The sequence below is a fragment of the Pseudoxanthomonas sp. SORGH_AS_0997 genome (assembly GCF_031453535.1).
In the GTDB taxonomy this organism is placed as follows: Bacteria; Pseudomonadota; Gammaproteobacteria; order Xanthomonadales; family Xanthomonadaceae; genus Pseudoxanthomonas_A; species Pseudoxanthomonas_A winnipegensis.
This window is the reverse complement of sequence record NZ_JAVIZI010000001.1, coordinates 1,572,742-1,593,733: the sequence shown is the minus strand read 5'-3', so window position 1 is coordinate 1,593,733 and position 20,992 is coordinate 1,572,742. Positions and strand designations below refer to the sequence as shown.

Annotated in this window: 17 protein-coding genes; 14 read left to right on the top strand and 3 right to left on the bottom strand. The window is 69.4% G+C overall.

Translation table 11 applies throughout. The features are described 5' to 3' along the window. The first annotated feature begins 57 nt into the window (after window positions 1-57). The 3 genes from dapA to QE438_RS07120 all read left to right on the top strand — a co-directional run bounded on the left by dapA (window position 58) and on the right by QE438_RS07120 (window position 3,328). The gene (dapA, locus tag QE438_RS07130; RefSeq protein ID WP_306991492.1) at window positions 58-957 is read left to right on the top strand and encodes a 4-hydroxy-tetrahydrodipicolinate synthase; all 900 of its coding nucleotides are present in this window, start codon (window positions 58-60) and stop codon (window positions 955-957) included. Window positions 958-1,078: 121 nt separating this feature from the next. After that, on the top strand, window positions 1,079-1,855 hold the full coding sequence (gene fdhD, locus QE438_RS07125) for a formate dehydrogenase accessory sulfurtransferase FdhD (protein WP_306996093.1): 777 nt from the start codon (window positions 1,079-1,081) through the stop codon (window positions 1,853-1,855). A 186-nt stretch (window positions 1,856-2,041) separates the two neighbouring features. After that, window positions 2,042-3,328 carry an MFS transporter gene (locus QE438_RS07120; RefSeq protein WP_130517742.1) on the top strand — a complete coding sequence of 429 codons (1,287 nt, stop codon included), beginning with the start codon at window positions 2,042-2,044 and terminating at the stop codon, window positions 3,326-3,328. A 4-nt stretch (window positions 3,329-3,332) separates the two neighbouring features. Here the strand turns inward: QE438_RS07120 and QE438_RS07115 are convergent, their stop codons facing one another. From QE438_RS07115 to QE438_RS07105, 3 genes are all read right to left on the bottom strand, one after another. Beyond that, window positions 3,333-3,794: a bacteriohemerythrin gene (locus QE438_RS07115; protein WP_130533341.1), complete on the bottom strand. Its 462-nt coding sequence runs from the start codon at window positions 3,792-3,794 to the stop codon at window positions 3,333-3,335. A gap of 95 nt (window positions 3,795-3,889) precedes the next feature. Then, window positions 3,890-5,185: an FAD-binding oxidoreductase gene (locus tag QE438_RS07110; RefSeq protein ID WP_307183980.1), complete on the bottom strand. Its 1,296-nt coding sequence runs from the start codon at window positions 5,183-5,185 to the stop codon at window positions 3,890-3,892. Further along, on the bottom strand, window positions 5,175-6,539 hold the full coding sequence (locus QE438_RS07105) for a glutamine synthetase family protein (protein WP_306991494.1): 1,365 nt from the start codon (window positions 6,537-6,539) through the stop codon (window positions 5,175-5,177). Before QE438_RS07105 ends, QE438_RS07110 begins: the two co-directional genes overlap by 11 nt. 187 nt (window positions 6,540-6,726) lie before the next feature. On the opposite strand from QE438_RS07105, the gene QE438_RS07100 reads away from it, so the two are divergent. From QE438_RS07100 to QE438_RS07050, 11 genes are all read left to right on the top strand, one after another. Further along, entirely contained in the window at window positions 6,727-7,491 is a 765-nt protein-coding gene (locus QE438_RS07100; RefSeq protein WP_306991496.1) for a gamma-glutamyl-gamma-aminobutyrate hydrolase family protein, read from the top strand. Continuing rightward, a complete protein-coding gene (locus tag QE438_RS07095; protein WP_307183981.1) occupies window positions 7,488-8,873 on the top strand; it encodes a glutamine synthetase family protein in 1,386 nt (461 codons plus the stop codon). The genes QE438_RS07100 and QE438_RS07095 overlap by 4 nt, the downstream gene beginning before the upstream one ends. A 237-nt stretch (window positions 8,874-9,110) precedes the next feature. After that, a complete protein-coding gene (locus QE438_RS07090; RefSeq protein WP_306991497.1) occupies window positions 9,111-10,475 on the top strand; it encodes an aspartate aminotransferase family protein in 1,365 nt (454 codons plus the stop codon). A 108-nt stretch (window positions 10,476-10,583) separates the two neighbouring features. Continuing rightward, entirely contained in the window at window positions 10,584-11,711 is a 1,128-nt protein-coding gene (locus tag QE438_RS07085) for a polyamine ABC transporter substrate-binding protein (RefSeq protein WP_306991498.1), read from the top strand. Between the two features lie 140 nt (window positions 11,712-11,851). After that, complete coding sequence (gene potA / locus QE438_RS07080) at window positions 11,852-12,994, top strand: polyamine ABC transporter ATP-binding protein (RefSeq protein ID WP_306991500.1); 1,143 nt, start codon at window positions 11,852-11,854, stop codon at window positions 12,992-12,994. Then, window positions 12,991-13,941 (top strand): ABC transporter permease subunit, encoded by a 951-nt coding sequence (locus QE438_RS07075; RefSeq protein WP_306991502.1) that lies wholly within the window; start codon window positions 12,991-12,993, stop codon window positions 13,939-13,941. The genes potA and QE438_RS07075 overlap by 4 nt, the downstream gene beginning before the upstream one ends. After that, window positions 13,938-14,795 (top strand): ABC transporter permease subunit, encoded by an 858-nt coding sequence (locus QE438_RS07070; RefSeq protein WP_306991504.1) that lies wholly within the window; start codon window positions 13,938-13,940, stop codon window positions 14,793-14,795. Before QE438_RS07075 ends, QE438_RS07070 begins: the two co-directional genes overlap by 4 nt. Before the next feature lie 116 nt (window positions 14,796-14,911). Next, entirely contained in the window at window positions 14,912-16,159 is a 1,248-nt protein-coding gene (locus tag QE438_RS07065) for an HlyD family secretion protein (RefSeq protein ID WP_306996095.1), read from the top strand. Further along, window positions 16,156-17,733 carry an MDR family MFS transporter gene (locus tag QE438_RS07060; protein ID WP_130531614.1) on the top strand — a complete coding sequence of 526 codons (1,578 nt, stop codon included), beginning with the start codon at window positions 16,156-16,158 and terminating at the stop codon, window positions 17,731-17,733. Before QE438_RS07065 ends, QE438_RS07060 begins: the two co-directional genes overlap by 4 nt. After that, on the top strand, window positions 17,729-19,249 hold the full coding sequence (locus QE438_RS07055) for an efflux transporter outer membrane subunit (protein WP_306996097.1): 1,521 nt from the start codon (window positions 17,729-17,731) through the stop codon (window positions 19,247-19,249). The genes QE438_RS07060 and QE438_RS07055 overlap by 5 nt, the downstream gene beginning before the upstream one ends. A gap of 355 nt (window positions 19,250-19,604) precedes the next feature. After that, window positions 19,605-20,966, top strand: a complete 1,362-nt coding sequence (locus QE438_RS07050) for an NAD-dependent succinate-semialdehyde dehydrogenase (RefSeq protein WP_306991507.1) — start codon at window positions 19,605-19,607, stop codon at window positions 20,964-20,966. Window positions 20,967-20,992: the final 26 nt, after the last annotated feature.

Sequence of the window (20,992 nt, the reverse complement as noted above, 5' to 3'; positions counted from 1 at the left end):
CGCCGTGACGCTTAGAATCGACGGCTCCCTCCATTCCATTCCGCAAGCCCTGCCTTCATGACCACTTCCCACGCCCCCCTGCGCGGCAGCATCGTCGCGCTCGTCACCCCGATGCGCCAGGACGGCAGCGTCGACTACGCCGCCCTGCGCAAACTGGTGGACTGGCACGTGGCCGAAGGCACCGATTGCATCGGCGTGGTCGGCACCACCGGCGAGTCGCCCACGGTCGACGTGGAGGAGCACTGCGAGATCATCCGCGTGGCGGTCGAACAGGCCGCCGGCCGCGTGCCGGTGATGGCCGGCTGCGGCGCCAATTCCACCGCCGAGGCGATCGCGCTGGCCAGGTTCGCGCGCGAGGTCGGCGCCGACAGCCAGCTGCAGGTGGTGCCTTACTACAACAAGCCCGGTCAGGAAGGGCAGTACCGCCACTTCGCCGCCATCGCCGAGGCCACCGGCGATCTGCCGATCGTGCTGTACAACGTGCCCGGCCGGACCGCGGCCGACCTGGCGCACGACACCGTGCTGCGCCTGGCGCAGCTGCCGGGCATCGTCGGCATCAAGGAGGCCACCGGCAATATCGAGCGCGCGCAGTGGCTGATCCGCGAGGCGCCGGAAGGCTTTTCCATTTACTCCGGCGACGACGCCACGGCCGTGGCGCTGATGCTGTGCGGCGGCCACGGCAACGTCAGCGTCACCGCCAATGTCGCCCCGCGGCTGATGCGCGAGCTGTGCGCGGCGGCGCTGGCCGGTGATGTCGCCACCGCAATGGCGATCCAGCGACGCCTGCTGCCGCTGCACAAGCAGCTGTTCGTCGAGGCCAACCCGATCCCGGTCAAGTGGGCGGTGTCGCGCCTGGGCCACTGCGGCGGCACGCTGCGCCTGCCGATGACCGAACTCGAACCGGCCAACCAGGCCAAGGTCGAGGCGGCGTTGCGCGAAGCTGGCCTGCTGGGCTGACGCCGATGTCGCCGGCGCCGCGCACAGCTCGTGCAGCCACGCGCCGGATCGCAGGCCTGCGGCCTTGAGCGATCCGACGCGGCCGGCTTCGACCGAGGACGCCGGCAGCGTGCGGCGCGAGATGGTGCGCGTGCGCGGCGAAGTCGCCGAGGCACGCGCGGACGAGATTGCCGAGGAAGTGCCGGTGGCCTTCGTCTACAACGACGCGCCGTTCGCGGTGATGATGGCAACGCCGTGCGACCTGGTCGATTTCGCCCAGGGCTTCGCGCTCAGCGAGGGCATCGTCGAGGCGATCGAGGATGCGCATGTCGAGTCGATCGAACACCTGCTCGAGGGCGTGGAGGTGCGCATGCGCATCCCGCCGCAACGCGAGCAGGCGCTGCAGCGACGCCGCCGCAGCATGAGCGGGCGCAGCGGCTGCGGCGTGTGCGGCAGCGAACTGCTGGAGGCGGCCCTGCGCGATCCCGCACCGGTCGGCCCCGGGATCGTCGTGACGCCCGCAGCGCTGCAGCGCGCTTTGCTCGCGCTGCGCGCCGCCCAACCGCTGGGCGCCCGCACCGGCGCCACCCATGCCGCCGGCTGGGCGCTGGCCGACGGCGAGATCGCCTTGGTGCGCGAAGACGTGGGCCGGCACAACGCGCTGGACAAGCTGATCGGCGCCATGCACCGCGCCGGGCTCGATCCCCAGGCCGGTTTCCTGGTCGTCACCAGCCGGGCCAGCTACGAAATGGCGATGAAGGCCGCCAGCGCCGGCATCGCCTTCCTGGCCGCCATCTCCGCCCCGACCGCCCTGGCCCTCGCGCTGGCCCAGCGCACCGGCCTGACCCTGCTGGGCTTCGCCCGCGAGGACGGCTACGCGCTCTATACCCACCCGCAGCGGCTGGACGCGGCGCGCTGAGCGACTGTTCGCGGCCGCCTAATGGCATGCCGTTCGGGGCGTGCTGCGCTGCCGCAGCACCGCCGAGCCCATGCCGCGAGCGGTGTCCTTTGCGTTGCTGGAATCGTCTCGCGGGCAACCGTCGTCACCACGCGGGGTCAAACATGACAGAATCCGCCGGCTTTTGTTCCGGAACGCGACCTGAAGATGTCCTCGACCACCGCCGCCCCGCCCGTCAACTCTCCGGCCCGCGTCCTGCTGGCCAGCCTGATGGGCACCACGATCGAATTCTTCGATTTCTACATCTACGCCACCGCCGCGGTGCTGGTGTTCCCCAAGCTGTTCTTTCCGCAGGGCGACCCGGTGGCCGCGCAGCTGGCGTCGCTGGCGACGTTCGCGGTGGCGTTCGTGGCGCGGCCGTTCGGCTCGGCGCTGTTCGGCCATTTCGGCGACCGCATCGGCCGCAAGGCCACGCTGGTGGCGGCGCTGCTGACCATGGGCATCTCCACGGTGGTGATCGGCCTGCTGCCCAGCTATCACAGCGTCGGCCTGCTGGCGCCGGTGCTGCTGACGCTGTGCCGCTTCGGCCAGGGCATCGGCCTGGGCGGTGAGTGGGGTGGGGCGGTGCTGCTGGCCACCGAGAACGCGCCGCCGGGCAAGCGCGGCTGGTATGGGATGTTCCCGCAGCTGGGCGCGCCGCTGGGCTTTCTGCTGTCGGCCTCGACCTTCCTGATCATGGGCGCGCTGCTGTCGCCGGAGCAGTTCCTGGCCTGGGGCTGGCGCGTCCCGTTCCTGGCCTCGGCGCTGCTGGTGCTGATCGGCCTGTGGGTGCGTTTGTCGATCCGCGAGACGCCGGCCTTCCAGCAGGCGATCGAGCGTAACGAGCGTCTGCGCGTGCCGTTCCGCGCGGTGTTCTCCCAGCATCTGGGGCCGCTGGTGCTGGGCACGCTGGGGGCGCTGGCGACCTTCGTGCTGTTCTATCTGATGACGGTGTTCGCGCTGGGCTACGGCACCGTGACGCTGGGGTACTCCAAGCAGGAGTTCCTGCTGATGCAGATGGTGGGCATGCTGTTCTTCGCCGCCGGCATCCCGATCTCGGCCAAGTTCGGCGACCGCACCTCGGCGCGCCACGCGATGATGGTGGCCAGCGTGGGCATCTTGCTGTTCGGGCTGGTGTTCCCGACGTTGTTCACCGCCGGGCATCCGGCCTTCGTGCTGGTGTTCCTGTGCCTGGGCCTGTTCGTGATGGGCTGGACCTATGGCCCGGTCGGCACGCTGCTGTCGGAGGTGTATCCGACCGAGGTGCGCTACACCGGCTCGTCGCTGTCCTTCAACCTGGCCAGCGTGCTGGGCGCCGCGCCGGCGCCGTACGTGGCGACCTGGCTGGCCGGCAAGTACGGCGTGCAGCCGGTGGGCTTCTACCTCAGCGGGGCGGCGCTGATCACGATCCTGGCCCTGCTGGCGGTGCGCCGCCACGCCAGCGTCACGCTGTAGGCCTTTAGCGGAACAGGCGCGCCATCGTGCGCGCCAGCCAGCCGCCCTGCTGGTGGTGGCGGCTGAACTGATCCAGGTGCCGGCGCACGCTGTCCGAATAGGCCTTGTCGTCGCTGCGGATGTGGTTGAACAGCCAGCGCGCCAGCATCTGCTTGAGTTCCTCGGTGACGTCTTCGCCGGCCTCGAAGCGCAGGCGGTACTCGCTGACGCGGCGGGTGAACACCTCGTGCACCCGCTTGTGCGCGGCGCAGAAGGGATAGCCGGCTTCCTCCATCAGCTCCTCCTCGAAGGCGAAGTGCGAGAGGGTGTAGTCCACCAGTTCGGCGATCACGTCGCCCACCGCCAGCCGCTGGCCCTGCTGCTGGGTCTGATGCAAGGTGTTGATCATCTCGACGATGCGCCGATGCTGCTGGTCGATCACCCCGATGCCGGTGTCCAGATCGTCCTGCCAGATCAGAAGTGCCATCGCGTGTTCCGTGCGGTTGCGGGCCGTGAGGCCCCATGCCCGCAGGCTGGCACCGGCCGATCGCGGCGGCATTGATCGCAGTCAATGTCGGGTGGTCACCACAGCGCGTCGCGCAGCTTGTACCAGCTCATCGCCGCCACCAGCAGCGGCGTGCGCAGCGCCTGTCCGCCAGGGAAGGGCGCGTGCCGGATCCTGGCGAACAGGTCCAGGCGGGCGGACTGTCCGGCGATAGCCTCGGCGATCAGCTTGCCGGCCAGGCCGGTGGCGACCACGCCGTGGCCTGAGAAGCCCTGCGCAAAGTACAGATTGGGCTGCAGTCGCCCCCAGTGCGGGGCGCGGTTGAGCGAGATGTCCACCAGCCCGCCCCAGACGTGGTCCAGTGCGACTTGGCCCAGTTGCGGAAACACCCCGGCGATGCGCCGGCGCATGATCGCCGCGAGATCGCGCGGGGGGCGCCCGGAGTAGCTGGCGCGCCCGCCGAACAACAGGCGGTGGTCGTGGCTGAGGCGGTAGTAGTCCAGCGCCCAGGCCGTGTCGGCCACGGCCATGTCGTTGCCGATCAGCGCGCGGGCGCGTTCCTCGCCCAGCGGGGCGGTGGCGGCGATGTAGGTGCCGACCGGCATGATCCGCGCCTCGAGTTCCGGCGCGATGCCGTGCAGCAGCGCATTGCCGGCGAGCACGCCGAAGTCGCAGTACACCTGCCCGCGTGCGGTCTCGAACACCGGCCGCGCGCCGCGCTGCAGGCGGGTCACCGCGCTGGTCTCGAAGATGCGTACGCCGGCGTCCAGCGCCGCGCGTCCCAGGCCCAGCGCATAGGCCAGCGGATGCAGGTGGCCGCTGATCGGATCGTAAAGCGCGCCCAGGTAGCGCTCGCTGGCCAGGGTGGCGCGCAGGCGTTCGCGGTCCCACCACTGCACCGGATGGGCGTAGTGGGTGTGGAAGCGTTCGACCATGGCCTGCACTTCGCGCTGCTGGCGGGCTTTCAGCGGCACGGTGGCGTGGCCGGGGCGCCAGTGCGCCTGGATGCCGTGTCGGGCCAGCCGTGCGTGCAGCCAGGCCAGGCCTTCGCGGGACAGATCGAACATGCGCCGCGCGGCGTCCAGGCCCACCAGCGCCTCGAGCTTCTCCTCGCCGCAGCCGAAGCCGACGATGGCCTGGCCGCCGTTGCGGCCCGACGCGCCCCAGCCGATCCGCTGTGCCTCCAGCAACACCACGCGATAACCTGCCTCGGCCAGCTCCAGCGCCGCGGACAGGCCGGTGTAGCCGGCGCCGAGGATGCAGACATCGCAGTCGATGCGCCCCTCGAGCGCGGGCTGGGCGGCCAGGGGCGTGGTGCTGGCCGCGTACCAGCTGTCGGGGTAGGCGCCGGGCGTGCCGGGCTCAGACCGCACGCAGGTACCAGGCGTAGTCCAGGTCGGTGACCTGGGTGTCGAAGCTGCGCTGCTCCTTGCGCTTCTGCTGGCCGTAGATGTGGCGGAAGCGTTCGCCGAAATGTTCGGCGATGAAGGCGCTGCCCAGGAAATCCTCGATCGAACCGCGCCAGTGCGGACTGTGCTGCTCGGTCTGGGCGTAGGCGTTGCCGACGATGGGTGGGCCGGGATCGAGGCGGCGTTCCAGTCCATGCAGCATCCCGGCCAGCACCGCGGCGCAGGCCAGGTAGACATTGGCGTCGGCGCCGGCGATACGGTGCTCGATGCGCGTGTTGGCCGCGTCGCTGTGCGGGATGCGCATCGCCACGGTGCGGTTGTTGTAGCCCCAGCTGCGGCCCAGCGGGACGAAGGCGTTGGGCACGTAGCGGCGGTAGCTGTTGGCGTGCGGGGCGAACAGCAGCATGGTGTCGGCCGCGCTGGCCTGCAGGCCGCCGATGGCGTGCAGCAGCGGCGCGGCCGGCGCCTGCGCGGTGCCGGCGAAGACATTGCGGCCCTGCGCGTCGAGCAGGCTAACGTGCACGTGCAGGCCGCTGCCGGCCTGGTCGACCAGCGGCTTGGCCATGAAGCTGGCTTGCAGGCTTTGTTGCTGTGCCACGGCCTTGATCGCGCGCTTGAGCATCACCGCGTCGTCGCAGGCCTGCAGCGCGTCGGCGCGATGCTTGAGATTGATCTCGAACTGGCCCGGCGCGTATTCGGCCACGGCGGTGTCGGCGGGGATGTCCTGTGCGCGGCACACGGCCGCGACCGCATCGATGAAATCGCGGTTGTCGTCCAGGTCCTCGATCGAATAGACCTGCGTGCTGGTGTTGCGCGCGCCGGTGTTGGGGTTGATCGCCGGCTGTGGGCGGCCGTGCGCATCGGGCAGGCGGTCGAACAGGTAGAACTCCAGCTCGATGGCCACCACCGGGGTCAGGCCGAGGTCGGCGAAGCGCTGCAGCACCCGGGCCAGCACCTGCCGCGGATTGGCCTCGAACAGGCCGCCGGCGCCGTCCTCCATCGCCAGCAGCAGCTGTGCGGTGGGGCGCGGCGTCCATGGCACCGGCCGCAGCGAGCCGGGCACGGGCCGGCAGATGCGGTCCTCGTCGCCGATGTCGTAGCCCAGGCCGGTTTCCTCGACGGTGTTGCCGGTGATGTCGGTGGCGATCAGCGACATCGGCAGGCAGATGCCATCGGCGAACACCTTGTCCAGCGCCTGGCGCGTGACGCGCTTGCCGCGCAGCACACCGTTCATGTCCGGCAGCAGCAGATCGATGGCCTCCAGGTCCGGCAGGGCGGCCAGGGTGGCGGCGTCGCGGGCGTCGGACGGGGCGGTCATGGCGGACTCTTGGCGGCGTTGGAGACAGCCTAGCAGGCGCGTTGTTGTCAAGAATACTCAACGCCGTTACGACGCGAGTTCATGAATCTGGCTTGCAGGACAGCAACTGGCGGCTCGCACGCGGTGCGTGTTGTAAAAATAAAACGGCCACGCTAGCTTGCTTCAACGCCCTGAGGAGTCGTCCTGCATGGCCAGACCGCCGCTGGTCGGTGTGCCGACCGACCGCAGACCGATCGGATCGCATCCCTTTCTGATGGTGGGCGAGAAGTACCTGCGTGCGCTCGTCGAGGGCGCCGGCTGCGTGCCGCTGCTGTGGCCTTCGCTGACGCCGGCCTTGCCGGTGCAGGCGTTGCTGGACACGGTCGATGGCCTGCTGCTGACCGGCGCAGTCAGCAACATCGAGCCGCATCACTATTCGGACGAACCGAGCTGGGAAAGCAACCCGCACGATGCGGCGCGCGACGGCACCACGCTGCCGCTGGTGCGTGCGGCGCTGGCGGCCGGCGTGCCGATCCTGGCGATCTGCCGCGGCTTCCAGGAGGTCAACGTCGCCCTGGGTGGCACGCTGCACCAGAAGGTGCACGCGGTGCCTGGGTTGATGGACCATCGCGAGGACACGAGCGCGCCGCTGGAGGTGCAGTACGGCCCGGCCCATCCGGTGACGCTGGCGCCGGGCGGGCTGCTGGCGTCGTTCGGCGAGGACGCACCGTGGGTCAATTCGCTGCATGGCCAGGGCGTGCGCCGCCTGGCCAAGGGCCTGGTGATCGAGGCGACCGCGCCCGACGGCCTGATCGAGGCCTTTCGCCACGAAGGCGCGAGTTTTCTGCTCGGTGTGCAATGGCATCCGGAGTGGCGGGTGACAGAGCAGCCGTTCTACGCCGGCATCTTCCACGCCTTCGGCCAGGCCTGCCGTGCCCGCGCCGCCCGCCGCCACGAGGTCGCCTTCGCATGAGCCGCCGCAAGACCCAACCCGACACGCCCGCCGAGCCGGCCGATAATTCGCTGCGGCGCTGGCTCAAGGAGCGGCGCATCACCGAGGTCGAGTGCCTGGTGCCGGACATCACCGGCATCGCACGCGGCAAGATCATCCCGGCCGACAAGTTCAGCCACGACTACGGCACGCGTCTGCCCGAGGGCATCTTCGCCACCACGGTCACCGGCGACTATCCGGACGACTATTACGAGCTGACCAGTCCCTCGGACTCGGACATGTTCCTGCGCCCGGACCCGGGCACCGTGCGCATGGTGCCGTGGGCGGCCGATCCCACCGCGCAGGTGATCCACGACTGCTGGACCAAGGACGGTGAGCCGCACGACCTGGCCCCGCGCAACGTGCTGCGGCGCGTGCTCAAGGCCTACGAGGAGGCCGGCCTGCAGCCGGTGGTGGCGCCGGAGCTGGAGTTCTTCCTGGTGCAGAAGAACACCGACCCGGACTTCCCGCTGCTGCCGCCGGCCGGGCGCTCGGGGCGGCCGGAGACCGCGCGCCAGTCGTACTCCATCGATGCGGTCAACGAGTTCGACCCGATCCTGGACCTGATGTACGACTACTGCGATGCGATGGAGCTGGACGTGGACACGTTGATCCACGAATCCGGCGCGGCGCAGCTGGAGGTCAACTTCACCCATGCCGACGCGCTCAGCCGCGCCGATCAGGTGTTCCTGTTCAAGCGCACCATGCGCGAGGCCGCGCTGCGCCACGGCATCTACGCCACCTTCCTGGCCAAGCCGATGGAGAACGAGCCCGGCAGCGCCATGCACATCCATCAGAGCCTGCTGGATCGCAGGACCGGCGCGAACGTGTTCGCCGGCAAGGAGGTGGGCAAGGAGCGCAAGACCTTCCTGCACTACATGGGCGGGCTGCAGAAGTACGCGCCGATGACCATGGCCTTCTTCGCGCCCAACGTGAATTCCTACCGGCGCCTGGCCATCGGCCAGGTGGCGCCGATCAATGTGCAGTGGGGCTACGACAACCGCACCTGCGGCCTGCGCGTGCCCAAGGACACGCTGGAGAACACGCGCGTGGAGAGCCGCTTCGCCGGTTCCGATGCCAATCCGTACCTGGCGATGGCGGCGACCCTGGCCTGCGGCCTGCTGGGGCTGCAGGAGAAGCTGCAGCCGACCAGGCCGCTGGCCAGCAGCGCGCAGGACATCGGCTTCGAGCTGCCGCGCTCGCTGGGCGAGGCGCTGGACGAACTGGAAGGCTGCGCGCCGCTGCGGGCGCTGCTGGGCGAGCGCTTCGTGCGCGCCTACATCTCGGTCAAGCGCAAGGAGTACGAGACGTTCTTCCGGGTGATCAGTTCGTGGGAGCGGGAGTTCCTGCTGTTGAATGTCTAGGCGCGTGCCACGCGGTGGCGCTGTGGAAGCGGCCGATCATTCTCCGTCGTCGTCCCCGCGAAAGCGGGGCCCCATGGACGTGGGCTTTGCGCGCGAAGGTCCATGGATTCCCGCTTTCGCGGGAATGACGGTTTTTCTAGGTCGCGGGAACGATGGCCTTATGGGCTTTTCCAAGCCCCTAAGAGAAACCAACGCAAGTACGACTGCCACTATGTAACAAGCGAGAAGCACAAGTCCATGGATGCCCACCAAGCCCGCACTCTGCAAGACCTCGATGCCGCCCACCACCTGCATCCATTCAACGACAACGCGGCGCTGGCCGCCAAGGGCACGCGCATCCTGACCCGCGGCGAGGGCTGCTACGTCTGGGATGCCGAAGGCCACAAGCTGCTCGACGCCTTCGCTGGGCTGTGGTGCGTCAACATCGGCTATGGCCGCGCCGAGCTGGGCCGGGCCGCCGCGCGGCAGATGGAGCAGCTGGCCTACTACAACAGCTTCTTCCAGTGCACCACCGAGCCGACCATCCGCCTGGCCGCCAAGCTGGCCGAGCTGACGCCGTACGACCTGGATCACGCCTTCTTCGTCAACTCCGGCTCCGAGGCCAACGACACCATCCTGCGCCTGGTGCGGCACTACTGGGCGGTGCAGGACCAGCCGCGCAAGAACGTCTTCATCGCCCGTCACAACGGCTACCACGGCACCACCGTGGCCGGCGCCAGCCTGGGCGGGATGAAGAGCATGCACGGGCAGGGCGGCCTACCGATCCCGGACATCGTCCATGTCGATCCGCCGTTCTGGTTCCACGATGGCGGTGAGTTGTCCGAGGACGAATATGGCCTGCTCGCCGCGCGCCGGGTGGAGGACAAGATCCTCGAGCTGGGTCCAGAGCGCGTGGCCGCCTTCATCGGCGAGCCGGTGATGGGCGCGATCGGCGTGTACATCCCGCCGCGCACCTACTGGCCGGAGGTGGAACGCATCTGCCGCCAGTACGACGTGCTGCTGGTGGCCGACGAGGTGATCACCGGCTTCGGCCGCACCGGAGAATGGTTCGGCGCGCAGACCTTCGGCTTCCGGCCCGATGTGATGACCATCGCCAAGGGCATCACCTCCGGCTACATCCCGCTGGGCGCGGCGATGTTCGGCGAGCGCGTGGCCGGCGTGCTGAAGGCGCAGGGCGGCGAGCTGGCGCACGGGGCGACGTACTCGGGCCATCCGGTGTGCGCGGCGGTGGCGCTGGAGAACATCCGCCTCCTGCAGGAGGGGCGGATCGTCGAGACCGCGCGCGATCGCATCGCGCCCTACCTGGCCCAGCGCTGGGGGGAGCTGGGCGAGCACCGGCTGGTCGGCCAGGCGCGCATCGTCGGCCTGATGGGCGCCCTGGAGCTGGTCCCGCACAAGGGCCGGCGCACCCTGTTCGAGGAACGCGGCAAGGTGGGGGCGCTGTGTCGCGACAACGCGCTGCGCCACGGGCTCATCCTGCGTGCCACCTATGACGCGATGCTGCTGTCACCGCCGCTGGTGATCGACCGCGCACAGGTGGACGAACTGTTCGACAAGGCCTGGAAGGCGCTGGACGACACCGCCGCGGCGCTGGGGATCTGAGGCGTGATGCCGGTCAGGACAGCTAATCGACCCGGTCCACGCCCGGCCTGCGGCGGGTACAGTCTGAGCAACGACCGCCGCGGCGGCGGATCCGTGTGGAGAGTGGCGATGAAGTTGCGGGTGTTCGGAGTGATGATGGCGATGGCCGGCCTGACCGCCTGCGGCGGCGGGGACGGCGCGGCAGCGTCGGGCGAGGCGGGCGGCGGCAAGTCCAGGAACGTCAACGTCTACAACTGGTCGGACTACATCGCCCCGGACACCAATGCCGACTTCGAGAAGGCCACCGGCATCGCGGTGACCTACGACGTGTTCGACGGCAACGAGGTGCTGGAGGCCAAGCTGCTGGCCGGCTCCAGCGGCTACGACGTGGTGGTGCCCACGCTCAACTTCCTGGGGCGGCAGATCCAGGCCGGCGTGTTCCAGCCGCTAGACAAGGCCAGGATCCCCAACCTGGCCAACCTCGACCCGCAGATGATGCAGAAGATCGCCAAGCAGGATCCCGGCAACCAGTACGCCGTGCCCTACATGTGGGGCACCACCGGCATCGGCTACAACGTGGACAAGGTCAAGGCGGCCTTCGGCAATACCGAGGTCACCAACAGCTGGGATCTGGTGTTCAAGCCGGAGAACCTGGCCAAACTCAAGGACTGCGGCGTCACCTTCCTGGACACCCCGTCCGAGCTGATTCCGATCGCCCTCAACTACCTGGGCGAAGACCCCAACAGCACCGATCCGCAGGTCATCGACAAGGCCGGCGCGCTGCTCAAGACGATCCGCCCCTACATCGGCCAGTTCCATTCCTCCGCCTACATCGATGCGCTGGCCAATGGCGATACCTGCCTGGTGGTGGGCTGGTCGGGCGATGTGATCCAGGCGCGCGAGCGCGCGGCCGAGGCCGGCAACGGCGTGCACATCGCCTATTCGATCCCCAAGGAAGGCGCGCCGCTGTGGTTCGACATGCTGGCCATCCCCAAGGACGCCAGGAACGTGGACAACGCCTACGCCTACATCAACTACCTGCTCGACCCGAAGGTGATGGCCAGCGACTCGGACTTCGTCCGCTATCCCAACGCGGTGCCCGAGGCCAAGGCGCTGATGGACAAGGCCATCACCTCCGACCCGACGATCTATCCGCCGCCGGAGGTGGAGGCCAAGCTGTTCACCTTCGCCATCATCCCGCCGGAGGTGGACAAGCAGTACACCCGGCTGTGGACCGATCTGAAGACCGGCCGGTAGGCGGCGACGGGGCGGGGTGCATGGCCTGCATCGTGGCGCGGCGCTGCGGCAGAATCCACGTGTGATCCGCCCGTCGCCCGCATGATCCACCCACGGCGGCCGGTACCGCGCAGGCATCCAACAGCGACGAAGGCAGCGAGATGGCGGCAGGGGAACAGCAGGTGGTCGCGTCGGGATCCGGCCCTGCGCCAGGGGCGGAGGGCTATCTGCGCCTGGAGGGCGTGCGCAAGGACTTCGATGGTGTCCTTGCCGTGGACGAGATCGACCTGTCCATCCGCAAGGGCGAGCTGTTCGCCCTGCTGGGCGGCTCGGGCAGCGGCAAATCCACGCTGCTGCGCTGCCTGGGCGGGTTCGAGACGCCCAGCGCCGGCAGGATCTTCCTCGATGGGCAGGAGCTGGGCGCGCTGCTGCCGTACGAGCGGCCGATCAACATGATGTTCCAGTCCTATGCGCTGTTCCCGCACATGACGGTGGAGCAGAACATCGCCTTCGGCCTCAAGCAGGACCGCATTCCTAAGCGCGACATCGCCCGGCGCGTGGAGGAGATGCTCGCGCTGGTGCGGCTGGACGGCCTGGGCAGGCGCAAGCCGCACCAGCTCTCCGGCGGGCAGCAGCAGCGCGTGGCGCTGGCGCGCTGCCTGGCCAAGGGGCCCAAGCTGCTGCTGCTGGACGAGCCGATGGGCGCGCTGGACCGCAAGCTGCGCACGCAGATGCAGCTGGAGCTGGTGTCGATCATCGAGAAGACCGGCGTGACCTGCGTGATGGTCACCCACGATCAGGAAGAGGCCATGACCATGGCCACCCGCATCGCGCTGATGGAAGCCGGCCGCATCCGCCAGGTCGGCACGCCCGACGAGATCTACGAGCAGCCGGCCAGCCGCTTCGCCGCCGGCTTCATCGGCTCGGTCAACATGATCGAGGCGGTGATCGACCAGGACCACGCCGAATTCGTCACCTTGCGTGCGCCGCAGCTGGGCACCGACATCTATGTGGGCCACGGCATTTCCGGCTTCGCAGGCCAGGCGGTGTGCTTCGCCGTGCGGCCGGAGAAGCTGGGGATCGGCAAGGAGGAACCGACGCAGCCGTACAACAAGGCCCGCGGCGTCATCGAGGACATCGCCTACTACGGCAGTCATTCGGTCTATCACGTCAGGCTGCCCAGCGGTCTGGTCGTCCTGGCGCACTTCGCCAACGTGCAGCGCTGGGCCAGCGAGGGCCTGACCTGGGGCGATCCGGTCTGGGTGTGGTGGGGCGACCACGATGGCGTGGTGCTGACCCAATGAGCGTGCCTGCCTGGCTGACGCGGCTGCGCCAGCGCACGCCCGGCCCGCGCTGGGGCGTGATCGGCCTGCCGTATCTGTGGCTGCTGGTGTTCTTCGCCGTCCCGTTCCTGATCGTGCTGAAGATTTCCTTCGCCAGGCTGGCCATCGCCATGCCGCCGTACACGCCGATCCTGGACATGGACGGTGCGCAGGTCGCGCTCAGGCTCGACCTGTCCAACTATCTGCAGCTGGGCGCGCTTCAGAACGGCTACATCGCCGCGTACTTGAGCTCGCTGAAGATCGCCGCCATCGCCACGCTGCTGGCGCTGCTGATCGGCTATCCGATGGCCTATGTCATCGCGCGCTTGCCGCCGGCCTCGCGCCACATCGCGGTGATGCTGGTGGTGCTGCCATCGTGGACTTCGTTCCTGGTCCGCGTCTATGCCTGGATCGGCCTGCTCAAGAGCAGCGGACCGGTCGGGCGGCTGCTGGAGCAGCTGGGCGTGATCGATGCGCTGCAGACGATGGGCTGGATCGAGGGCCGGCAAATCCTGTACACGCCGCTGGCCGCCTACATCGGCATCGTCTACTGCTATCTGCCCTTCATGGTGCTGCCGCTGTACACCAACCTGGTCAAGCACGACCCGCGGCTGCTCGAGGCGGCCTACGACCTGGGCGCGCGTCCGTGGAAGGCGTTCGTCAGGATCACCCTGCCGCTGTCGCGCGCCGGCATCGTCGCCGGCTGCATGCTGGTGATGATCCCGGCGGTGGGCGAGTTCGTGATCCCCGAGCTGCTCGGCGGCCCGGACACGCTGATGATCGGCCGGGTGCTGTGGAACGAGTTCTTCGCCAACCGCGACTGGCCGCTGGCCTCGGCGGTGGCCATCGCGATGCTGGCGCTGCTGATGATCCCGATCCTGATCTTCCACCGCGTCCAGCAGCGCCAGCTCGAGGGCAGGCTGACGTGAGCGCGGCTGGTCGCGCGCGCTGGCCGGCCCGGATCGTGCTCGGGCTGGGCTTCGCGTTCCTCTATCTGCCGGTGCTGTTGCTGATGCTGTGGAGCTTCAACCGCTCGCGTCTGGCCACGGTGTGGGCGGGGTTTTCGTTCAAGTGGTATGGCGAGCTGCTGGGCGACGCGTCGATCCTGGAGGCGGCCTGGGTGAGCCTGCGCATCGCCTTCTGGACGGCCACCGCCGCGGTGGTACTGGGCACGCTGGCCGCGCTGGCGATGACGCGCCTGCGCCGCTTTCCGGGCAGGACGCTGTTCGGCGGGCTGATCGCTGCGCCGCTGGTGATGCCCGATGTGATCATCGGCCTGTCGATGCTGCTGATGTTCGTCTCGCTGGGCGAGGTGTTCCATTTCCAGCCCAAGGGCATGGTCTCGATCTGGATCGCGCACACCACCTTCTCGCTGGCCTTCGTCGCCGTGGTGGTGTCCTCGCGCATGGCCGAGCTGGACAGGTCGCTGGAAGAGGCGGCGATGGACCTGGGCGCCAACCGGGTCAAGGTGTTCTTCCTGATCACCTTGCCGATCATCGCCCCGGCGCTGGTCTCGGGCTGGCTGCTGGCCTTCACCCTGTCGCTGGACGATGTGGTGATCGCCAGCTTCGTCTCCGGCCCCGATTCGACCACGCTGCCGATGAAGGTGTTCTCCTCGGTGCGGCTGGGCCTGAGCCCCAAGATCAATGCGCTGGCGACGCTGATGATCGTGGCGGTGTCGCTGTGCGCGTGCCTGGGCTGGTGGCTGATGTCGCGCGGCGAACAGCGCCGCAAGCGGGACCGGCAGCTGGCGCTGCGGGGCGGGGACGACGGCCGGAGTTGACAGTAAGTGGGACTCCGGGTTTCACTTTCACGGCGTCGTGAGGCCCCGGTGCTCTAGCCTCCACGCAGCCGTGCACGGCCCCGAGCGCTTGCGCCGCAGATCGCGGGCACAAGCGCCTGGGGCATGGCCCCCACCTTCGCGCGCAGGAACCTGCCTTGAGCCAACACGACGATCCCGACCGCGGCCAGGACGGCCGTGCGCAGCCCCCCGCCGACGGGGACGATCCGCAGGGCCGGCAGGATCCGCCCAAGCCTTCGCCGCTGAAGAATCCCAAGGTGCGCTGGACGCTGATCCTCATCGGCGTGGTCGTGCTGATCGCGCTGATCGTCTGGCTGGTCTATCACCTGCTCGTGGGGCGCTATCTGCAGGAGACCAACGATGCCTATCTGCAGGCCGATGCGGTGGCCGTGGCGCCGCGCGTCAACGGCTATGTCACCAAGCTGCTGGTCCAGGACCACGCCTGGGTCAAGGCGGGGCAGCCGCTGATCGAGATCGATGGCCGCACCTACACCGCGCAGCTGGAGCAGGCGCAGGCCGCCGTGGCCGTGCGCCAGGCCGACATCGCCGCCGCGCAGGCGGCCATCGAGGGCCATCGCGCACAGCTGGTGCAGGCGCGCAGCCAGGCCGCCTCGGCGCAGGTGCAGCTGAAGTTCGCCAAGGCCGAGGTGGCGCGCTTCACGCCACTGGCCGCCTCAGGTGCCGACACCCACGAGCATCTGGAGAGCCTGCGTCAGCAGCGCGATCAGGCCCAGGCGCAGTTCGATGCCGCCCAGGCGCAGATCGTCGGCGCGCAGAGCCAGATCGCCGCGGGGGAGGCGCAGCTGGAGCAGGCCAAGGCCGGGCTGCAGCAGGCCCAGGCCAATGTCGACCAGGCCAACGTGGCGGTGGGCGATACGCATCTGAAGGCGCCCATCGACGGGCGCGTGGGCGATCGCACCGTGCAGGTCGGCCAGTTCCTGGCCGCCGGCACGCGCACGATGACCATCGTGCCGGTGGAGTCGCTGTACCTGACGGCCAACTTCAAGGAGACCCAAGTCGGGCTGATGCGCCCGGGCCAGCCGGTCGAGATCGAGGTCGATGCGCTGTCGGGGGTGACCCTGCATGGGCATGTGGAGAGCCTGTCGCCCGGCACCGGCTCGCAGTTCGCGCTGCTGCCGCCGGAGAACGCCACCGGCAACTTCACCAAGGTCGTCCAGCGCGTGCCGGTGCGCATCCGCGTGGACGCCGGCGAGCAGGCGCGCAAGGTGCTGGTGCCCGGCATGTCGGTGATCGCCACGGTCGATACGCGTTCGGCCAAGGGCGCCAAGGATCAGGCGCAGGACGAGGCCGACCGTCTCGACGCCCGGGACACCTCCAAGCCGTGAGCGCCACCGGCGCCAGCGCGGGCGCTCGGCCGGCCGGCGCGCAGAAGGCCGACGCCGGGGCGTGGCTGGCGGTGGCCGCCGGCACGATCGGTTCGTTCATGGCCACCCTGGACATTTCCATCGTCAACGCGGCCCTGCCGACCATCCAGGGCGAGGTCGGCGCCAGCGGCACCGAGGGCACGTGGATCTCCACGGCCTATCTGGTCAGCGAGATCGTGATGATTCCGCTGACCGGCTGGTTCGTGCGCACGCTGGGGCTGCGCAATTTCCTGCTGATCTGCGCGCTGGCCTTCACCGCGTTCTCGGTGATGTGCGGGCTGTCGACCTCGCTGCCGATGATGATCGTCGGCCGCGTCGGCCAGGGCTTCGCCGGTGGCGCGCTGATCCCCACCGCGCTGACCATCGTCGCCACGCGCCTGCCGCCGTCGCAGCAGACCATGGGCACGGCGCTGTTCGGCATGACGGTGATCATGGGCCCGGTGATCGGCCCGCTGCTGGGCGGCTGGCTGACCGAGAACGTCAGCTGGCACTACGCCTTCTTCCTCAACGTGCCGGTCTGCGCGGGCCTGGTGGCGCTGCTGCTGCTGGGGCTGCAGCACGAGCAGGCGCGCTGGGCCGGCCTGCTGGAGGCCGACTGGCTTGGCATCTTCGGCCTGACCGCTGGCCTGGGCGGGCTGACGGTGGTGCTGGAGGAGGGGCAGCGCGAGCGCTGGTTCGAATCGGAATTCATCCTGTGGCTGTCGGCGCTGTCGCTGGTGGGTTTCGCCGCGCTGCTGGCGACCCAGTTCCTGCGGCACGAGCCGGTGATCCAGCTCAAGGTGCTGCTCAATCGCAGCTTCAGCGCCGTGTTCGTGATGATGCTCGCGGTGGGCATGATCCTGTTCGGCGTGATGTACATGATCCCGCAGTTCCTGGCCATGGTCTCGGGCTACAACACCGAGCAGTCCGGTTATGTGCTGCTGCTGGGCGGCGTGCCCACGGTGATCCTGATGCCGTTCATGCCCAAGCTGCTGGGCACGGTGGACGTGCGCGTGCTGGTGATCGGCGGGCTGCTGTGCTTCGCCGCGGCCTGCTTCATCAACATCGACCTGACTTCCTACAGCGTGGGCAAGACCTTCGTCGCCGGCCAGCTGCTGCAGGGCTGCGGGCTGGCGCTGGCGATGATGGCGCTCAACCAGGCGGCGATCAGCTCGGTGCCCAAGGACCTGGCCGGCGATGCCTCGGGCCTGTTCAACGCCGCGCGCAACCTGGGTGGCTCGATCGGCCTGGCGCTGATCTCCACCTTCCAGGAGCGGCGCATGACCTATCACACCCAGGTGCTGGGCAGCTCGGTCACGGCCAACTCGCCGCTGGGCCAGGACTACGTGCACCAGCTCACCGGCGCCCTGCATGCCGCCGGTGGCGATGCCTCGATGCAGGCCATCGGGGCCCTGGCGCGGATGGTGCAGCTGCAGGCGCTGGTGATGACCTACAACGACCTGTTCTGGATCTTCGGCGTCATCGTGGTGTGCTCGATCCCGCTGGCCTTCCTGCTCAAACCGCTGCCCAAGGGGACGCAACTTGCGATGCATTGACGCCCGCCGCGCCGCGCGCGCATCCCTGACCGTGCTGGTGCCGGCCCTGCTGGCCGGCTGCGTGCTCGGCCCTGACTACGTACGCCCGGAGGTGGCGCCCGAGGCCGTGCAGGCGCCCCGCCTGCATCGCGCCGACGCGGCCGAGGTGGTCAGCGCGCCGCCGCCCAGCCAGTGGTGGCGCGAACTGCACGATCCGCAGCTGGACTGGCTGATCGACACCGCGCTGCGCCAGAGCCCCAACCTGCGCGCGGCCGATGCGCGGGTGCAGGCCTCGCGCGGGCTGTTCGCCCAGCGCCGCGCCGAACGCCTGCCGCAGGTCGGTGCGATGGGGGCCTACGCGCACGTCAAGGCGCCGGATTCGATCCAGCACGACATCCGCGACGGGGCCGCCGGCATCGCCCAGACCACCGACCCGGCCACCGGTGCAGCCGTCGAACAGGCCGCGCGCGACCTCGATCTGGACAGCGATCTGTACCTGGCCGGCTTCGACGCCAGCTGGGAGCTGGACTTCTTCGGCCGCCGCCGTCGCGCCGCCGAAGGCGCGGCGGCGCAGGCCGAGGCCGCGCAGGCGCAGCTGGCCGATGCGCAGGTGCGCCTGGCCGCCGAGGTCGCGCAGGTCTATCTCAACTATCGCGGCCTGCAGGCGCGCATCGTCCTGGGCCAGGACGCCGTGCGCGATGCGCAGCAGGCGCTGGACCTCACCACCCAGCGCCGCGCGCACGGGGCGGATTCGGACCTGCAGGTCGAACGCGCCCGTGGCCAGCTGCAGCAGGACCAAGCGCGGCTGCTGCCGCTGCAGGCCCAGCGCAGCGAGGCGCTGGACCAGCTGGCCTTGATGGTCGGGCAGGTGCCCGGTTCGCTCGATGCGCGCCTGGCGCCGGTCGTGCCGCTGCCCGCGCTGCCGGCGCAGGTGAAGGTGGACGACCCGGCTGCTGTGATCCGCCGTCGCCCGGACGTGCGCCAGGCCGAGCGCGAGCTGGCCGGCGCCAACGCCCAGATCGGCGAGGCGCTGTCGGGCTATTTCCCGCAGGTCACGCTGATGGGCAACCTGGCCGCGGTGGCGACCAAGCCCAGCGAGCTCAATGCCGATTCGGCCGCCACGCTGGTGGCGCCGTTCCTGCGCTGGTCGATCTTCGATTTCGGCCGCATCAAGGCGCAAGTCGCCCAAGCCCGCGCCGGCACCGAAGGCCGCGCCGCGGCCTACGAGAACACCGTGCTTGCCGCGCTGCAGGACGCCAACACTGCGCTGTCCAACTTTGGCTCGGCGCGCCAGCAGCTGCTGGTGGCGGTGCAGGCCCAGGCCTCGGCCGACCGCGCCGCCGTGCTGATGCAGCAGCGACGCGCGGCGGGCGCCTCCTCGCAGATCGACCTGCTGGACGTGCAGCGCCAGCAGCGCAGCGCCCGCGACAGCGCGGCCCAGGCGCAGGTGCAGCTGCTGGTGGATTACGTGGCCCTGCAGAAGAGCCTGGGCCTGGGCTGGCAGGACGCACCGCAGCCGGGCATCGCGGCGCGCTGAGTGGCGGGGATGCTGGGTGGGAGCAACTGTCTCCTCAACTCCAGCAGCCGTCCGTCTGTAGAGCGGAGCTTGTGGCCATCCCCTCTTGGGGACTCCGCTGCTCTTCGTTCGGTTCGTGGGGACGGCCCCAGCGGAGCGAGCTCCGCTGCTTCGTTCGGTTCGTGGGGAAGGCCCCAGCGGAGCAAGCTCCGCTCTACAGGGGGGGAACTGCCATGGCGGCGATGGGGCTTTCCCGGTAGAGCCCCATCGCCGCCATGGCGGCTCCCACCAGGAGCGGGGCGAAGCAGCGGCGACGGCTGGGTAACGCGCATCGGCGGATGATGTCGCGTTGTCTTGATGCTTCGCGGAGTCGCGCATGTCTACTGAAGTCCCCAATCCCTACACCGGCCAGGTCGAGCACCGTCAGACGCTGATGGGCTCCAACACCGTGGAGGCGGCGCTGCACGCGGCCCAGGCCGCGTTCCCCGAATGGGCCCAGCGCTCCATCGAGGCGCGGGCGGACGTCCTGCATGCGGTCGCCGCGGCGCTGCGCGAGCGGCGCGAGACCTTCCAGGCGCTGATGACGGCCGAGATGGGCAAGCTGAAGAAGGAAGCCCTGGCCGAGGTCGACAAGTGCGCCGACGCCTGCGACTACTACGCCGACCACGCCGCGCACTACCTGAAGCCCGAGCCGATCCAGACCGAGGCGAGCTCCAGCTACGTGCGCTACGAACCGATCGGCTGCGTGTTCGCGGTGATGCCGTGGAATTTCCCCATCTGGCAGGTGTTCCGCTTCCTGGCGCCGACCCTGATGGTCGGCAACACCGCGCTGCTCAAGCACGCCACCAACGTGCCGCGCTGCGCCGATGCCATCGCCGAGGCGTTGCGCGCCGGCGGCGTGCCGGAGGGCGTGTTCGGCGTGCTGCACATCGACAACGATCAGGCCGCCCAGGTCATCCGCGATCCGCGCGTGGCCGCGGTCACGCTGACCGGCTCCGAGCGCGCGGGCCGCTCCATCGCCGCCACCGCCGGCAGCGTGCTGAAGAAGTGCGTGATGGAACTGGGCGGCAGCGATGCCTTTGTCGTGCTCGACGATGCCGACCTGGACAAGACGGTCGCCGCGGCGGTGAAGGGCCGCTTCGACAACGCAGGCCAGACCTGCATCGCGGCCAAGCGCTTCATCGTGGTCGATGCGATCGCCGAGCGCTTCGTGCAGCGCTTCGTCGAGGCCGCCGGCCAGCTGCGCACCGGCGATCCCAACGATGAGGCCACCACGCTGGCGCCGATGGCGCGCCAGGATCTGCGCCACGAGCTGCACAAGCAGGTCGCAGCCAGCGTCGCCGATGGCGCCACCGTGCTGCTCGGCGGCCAGCCCGGGCCCGGCCATGCCGAGTACCCCGCAACCATCCTGGATCACGTCAAGGCTGGCATGCCGGCTTACGCGGAGGAGTTGTTCGGTCCGGTGGCCAGCATCCTGCGGGTGCACGACGAGGCCGAGGCCGTGCGTGTGGCCAACGACACCAGTTTCGGCCTGGGCGGCAGCGTGTGGACGGCCGATGCCGCGCGCGGCGAGCGCGTGGCCCAGCAACTGCAATGCGGCGCGGCCTTCGTCAATGCCATCGTCAAGTCCGACGTGCGCCTGCCGTTCGGCGGCACCAAGCGCTCGGGCTTCGGTCGCGAACTGGCCAACCACGGCATGCATGAGTTCACCAACATCAAGAGCATCTACGTGAGCTGATCCGGCGCGGTGCCCGCATGCGATGA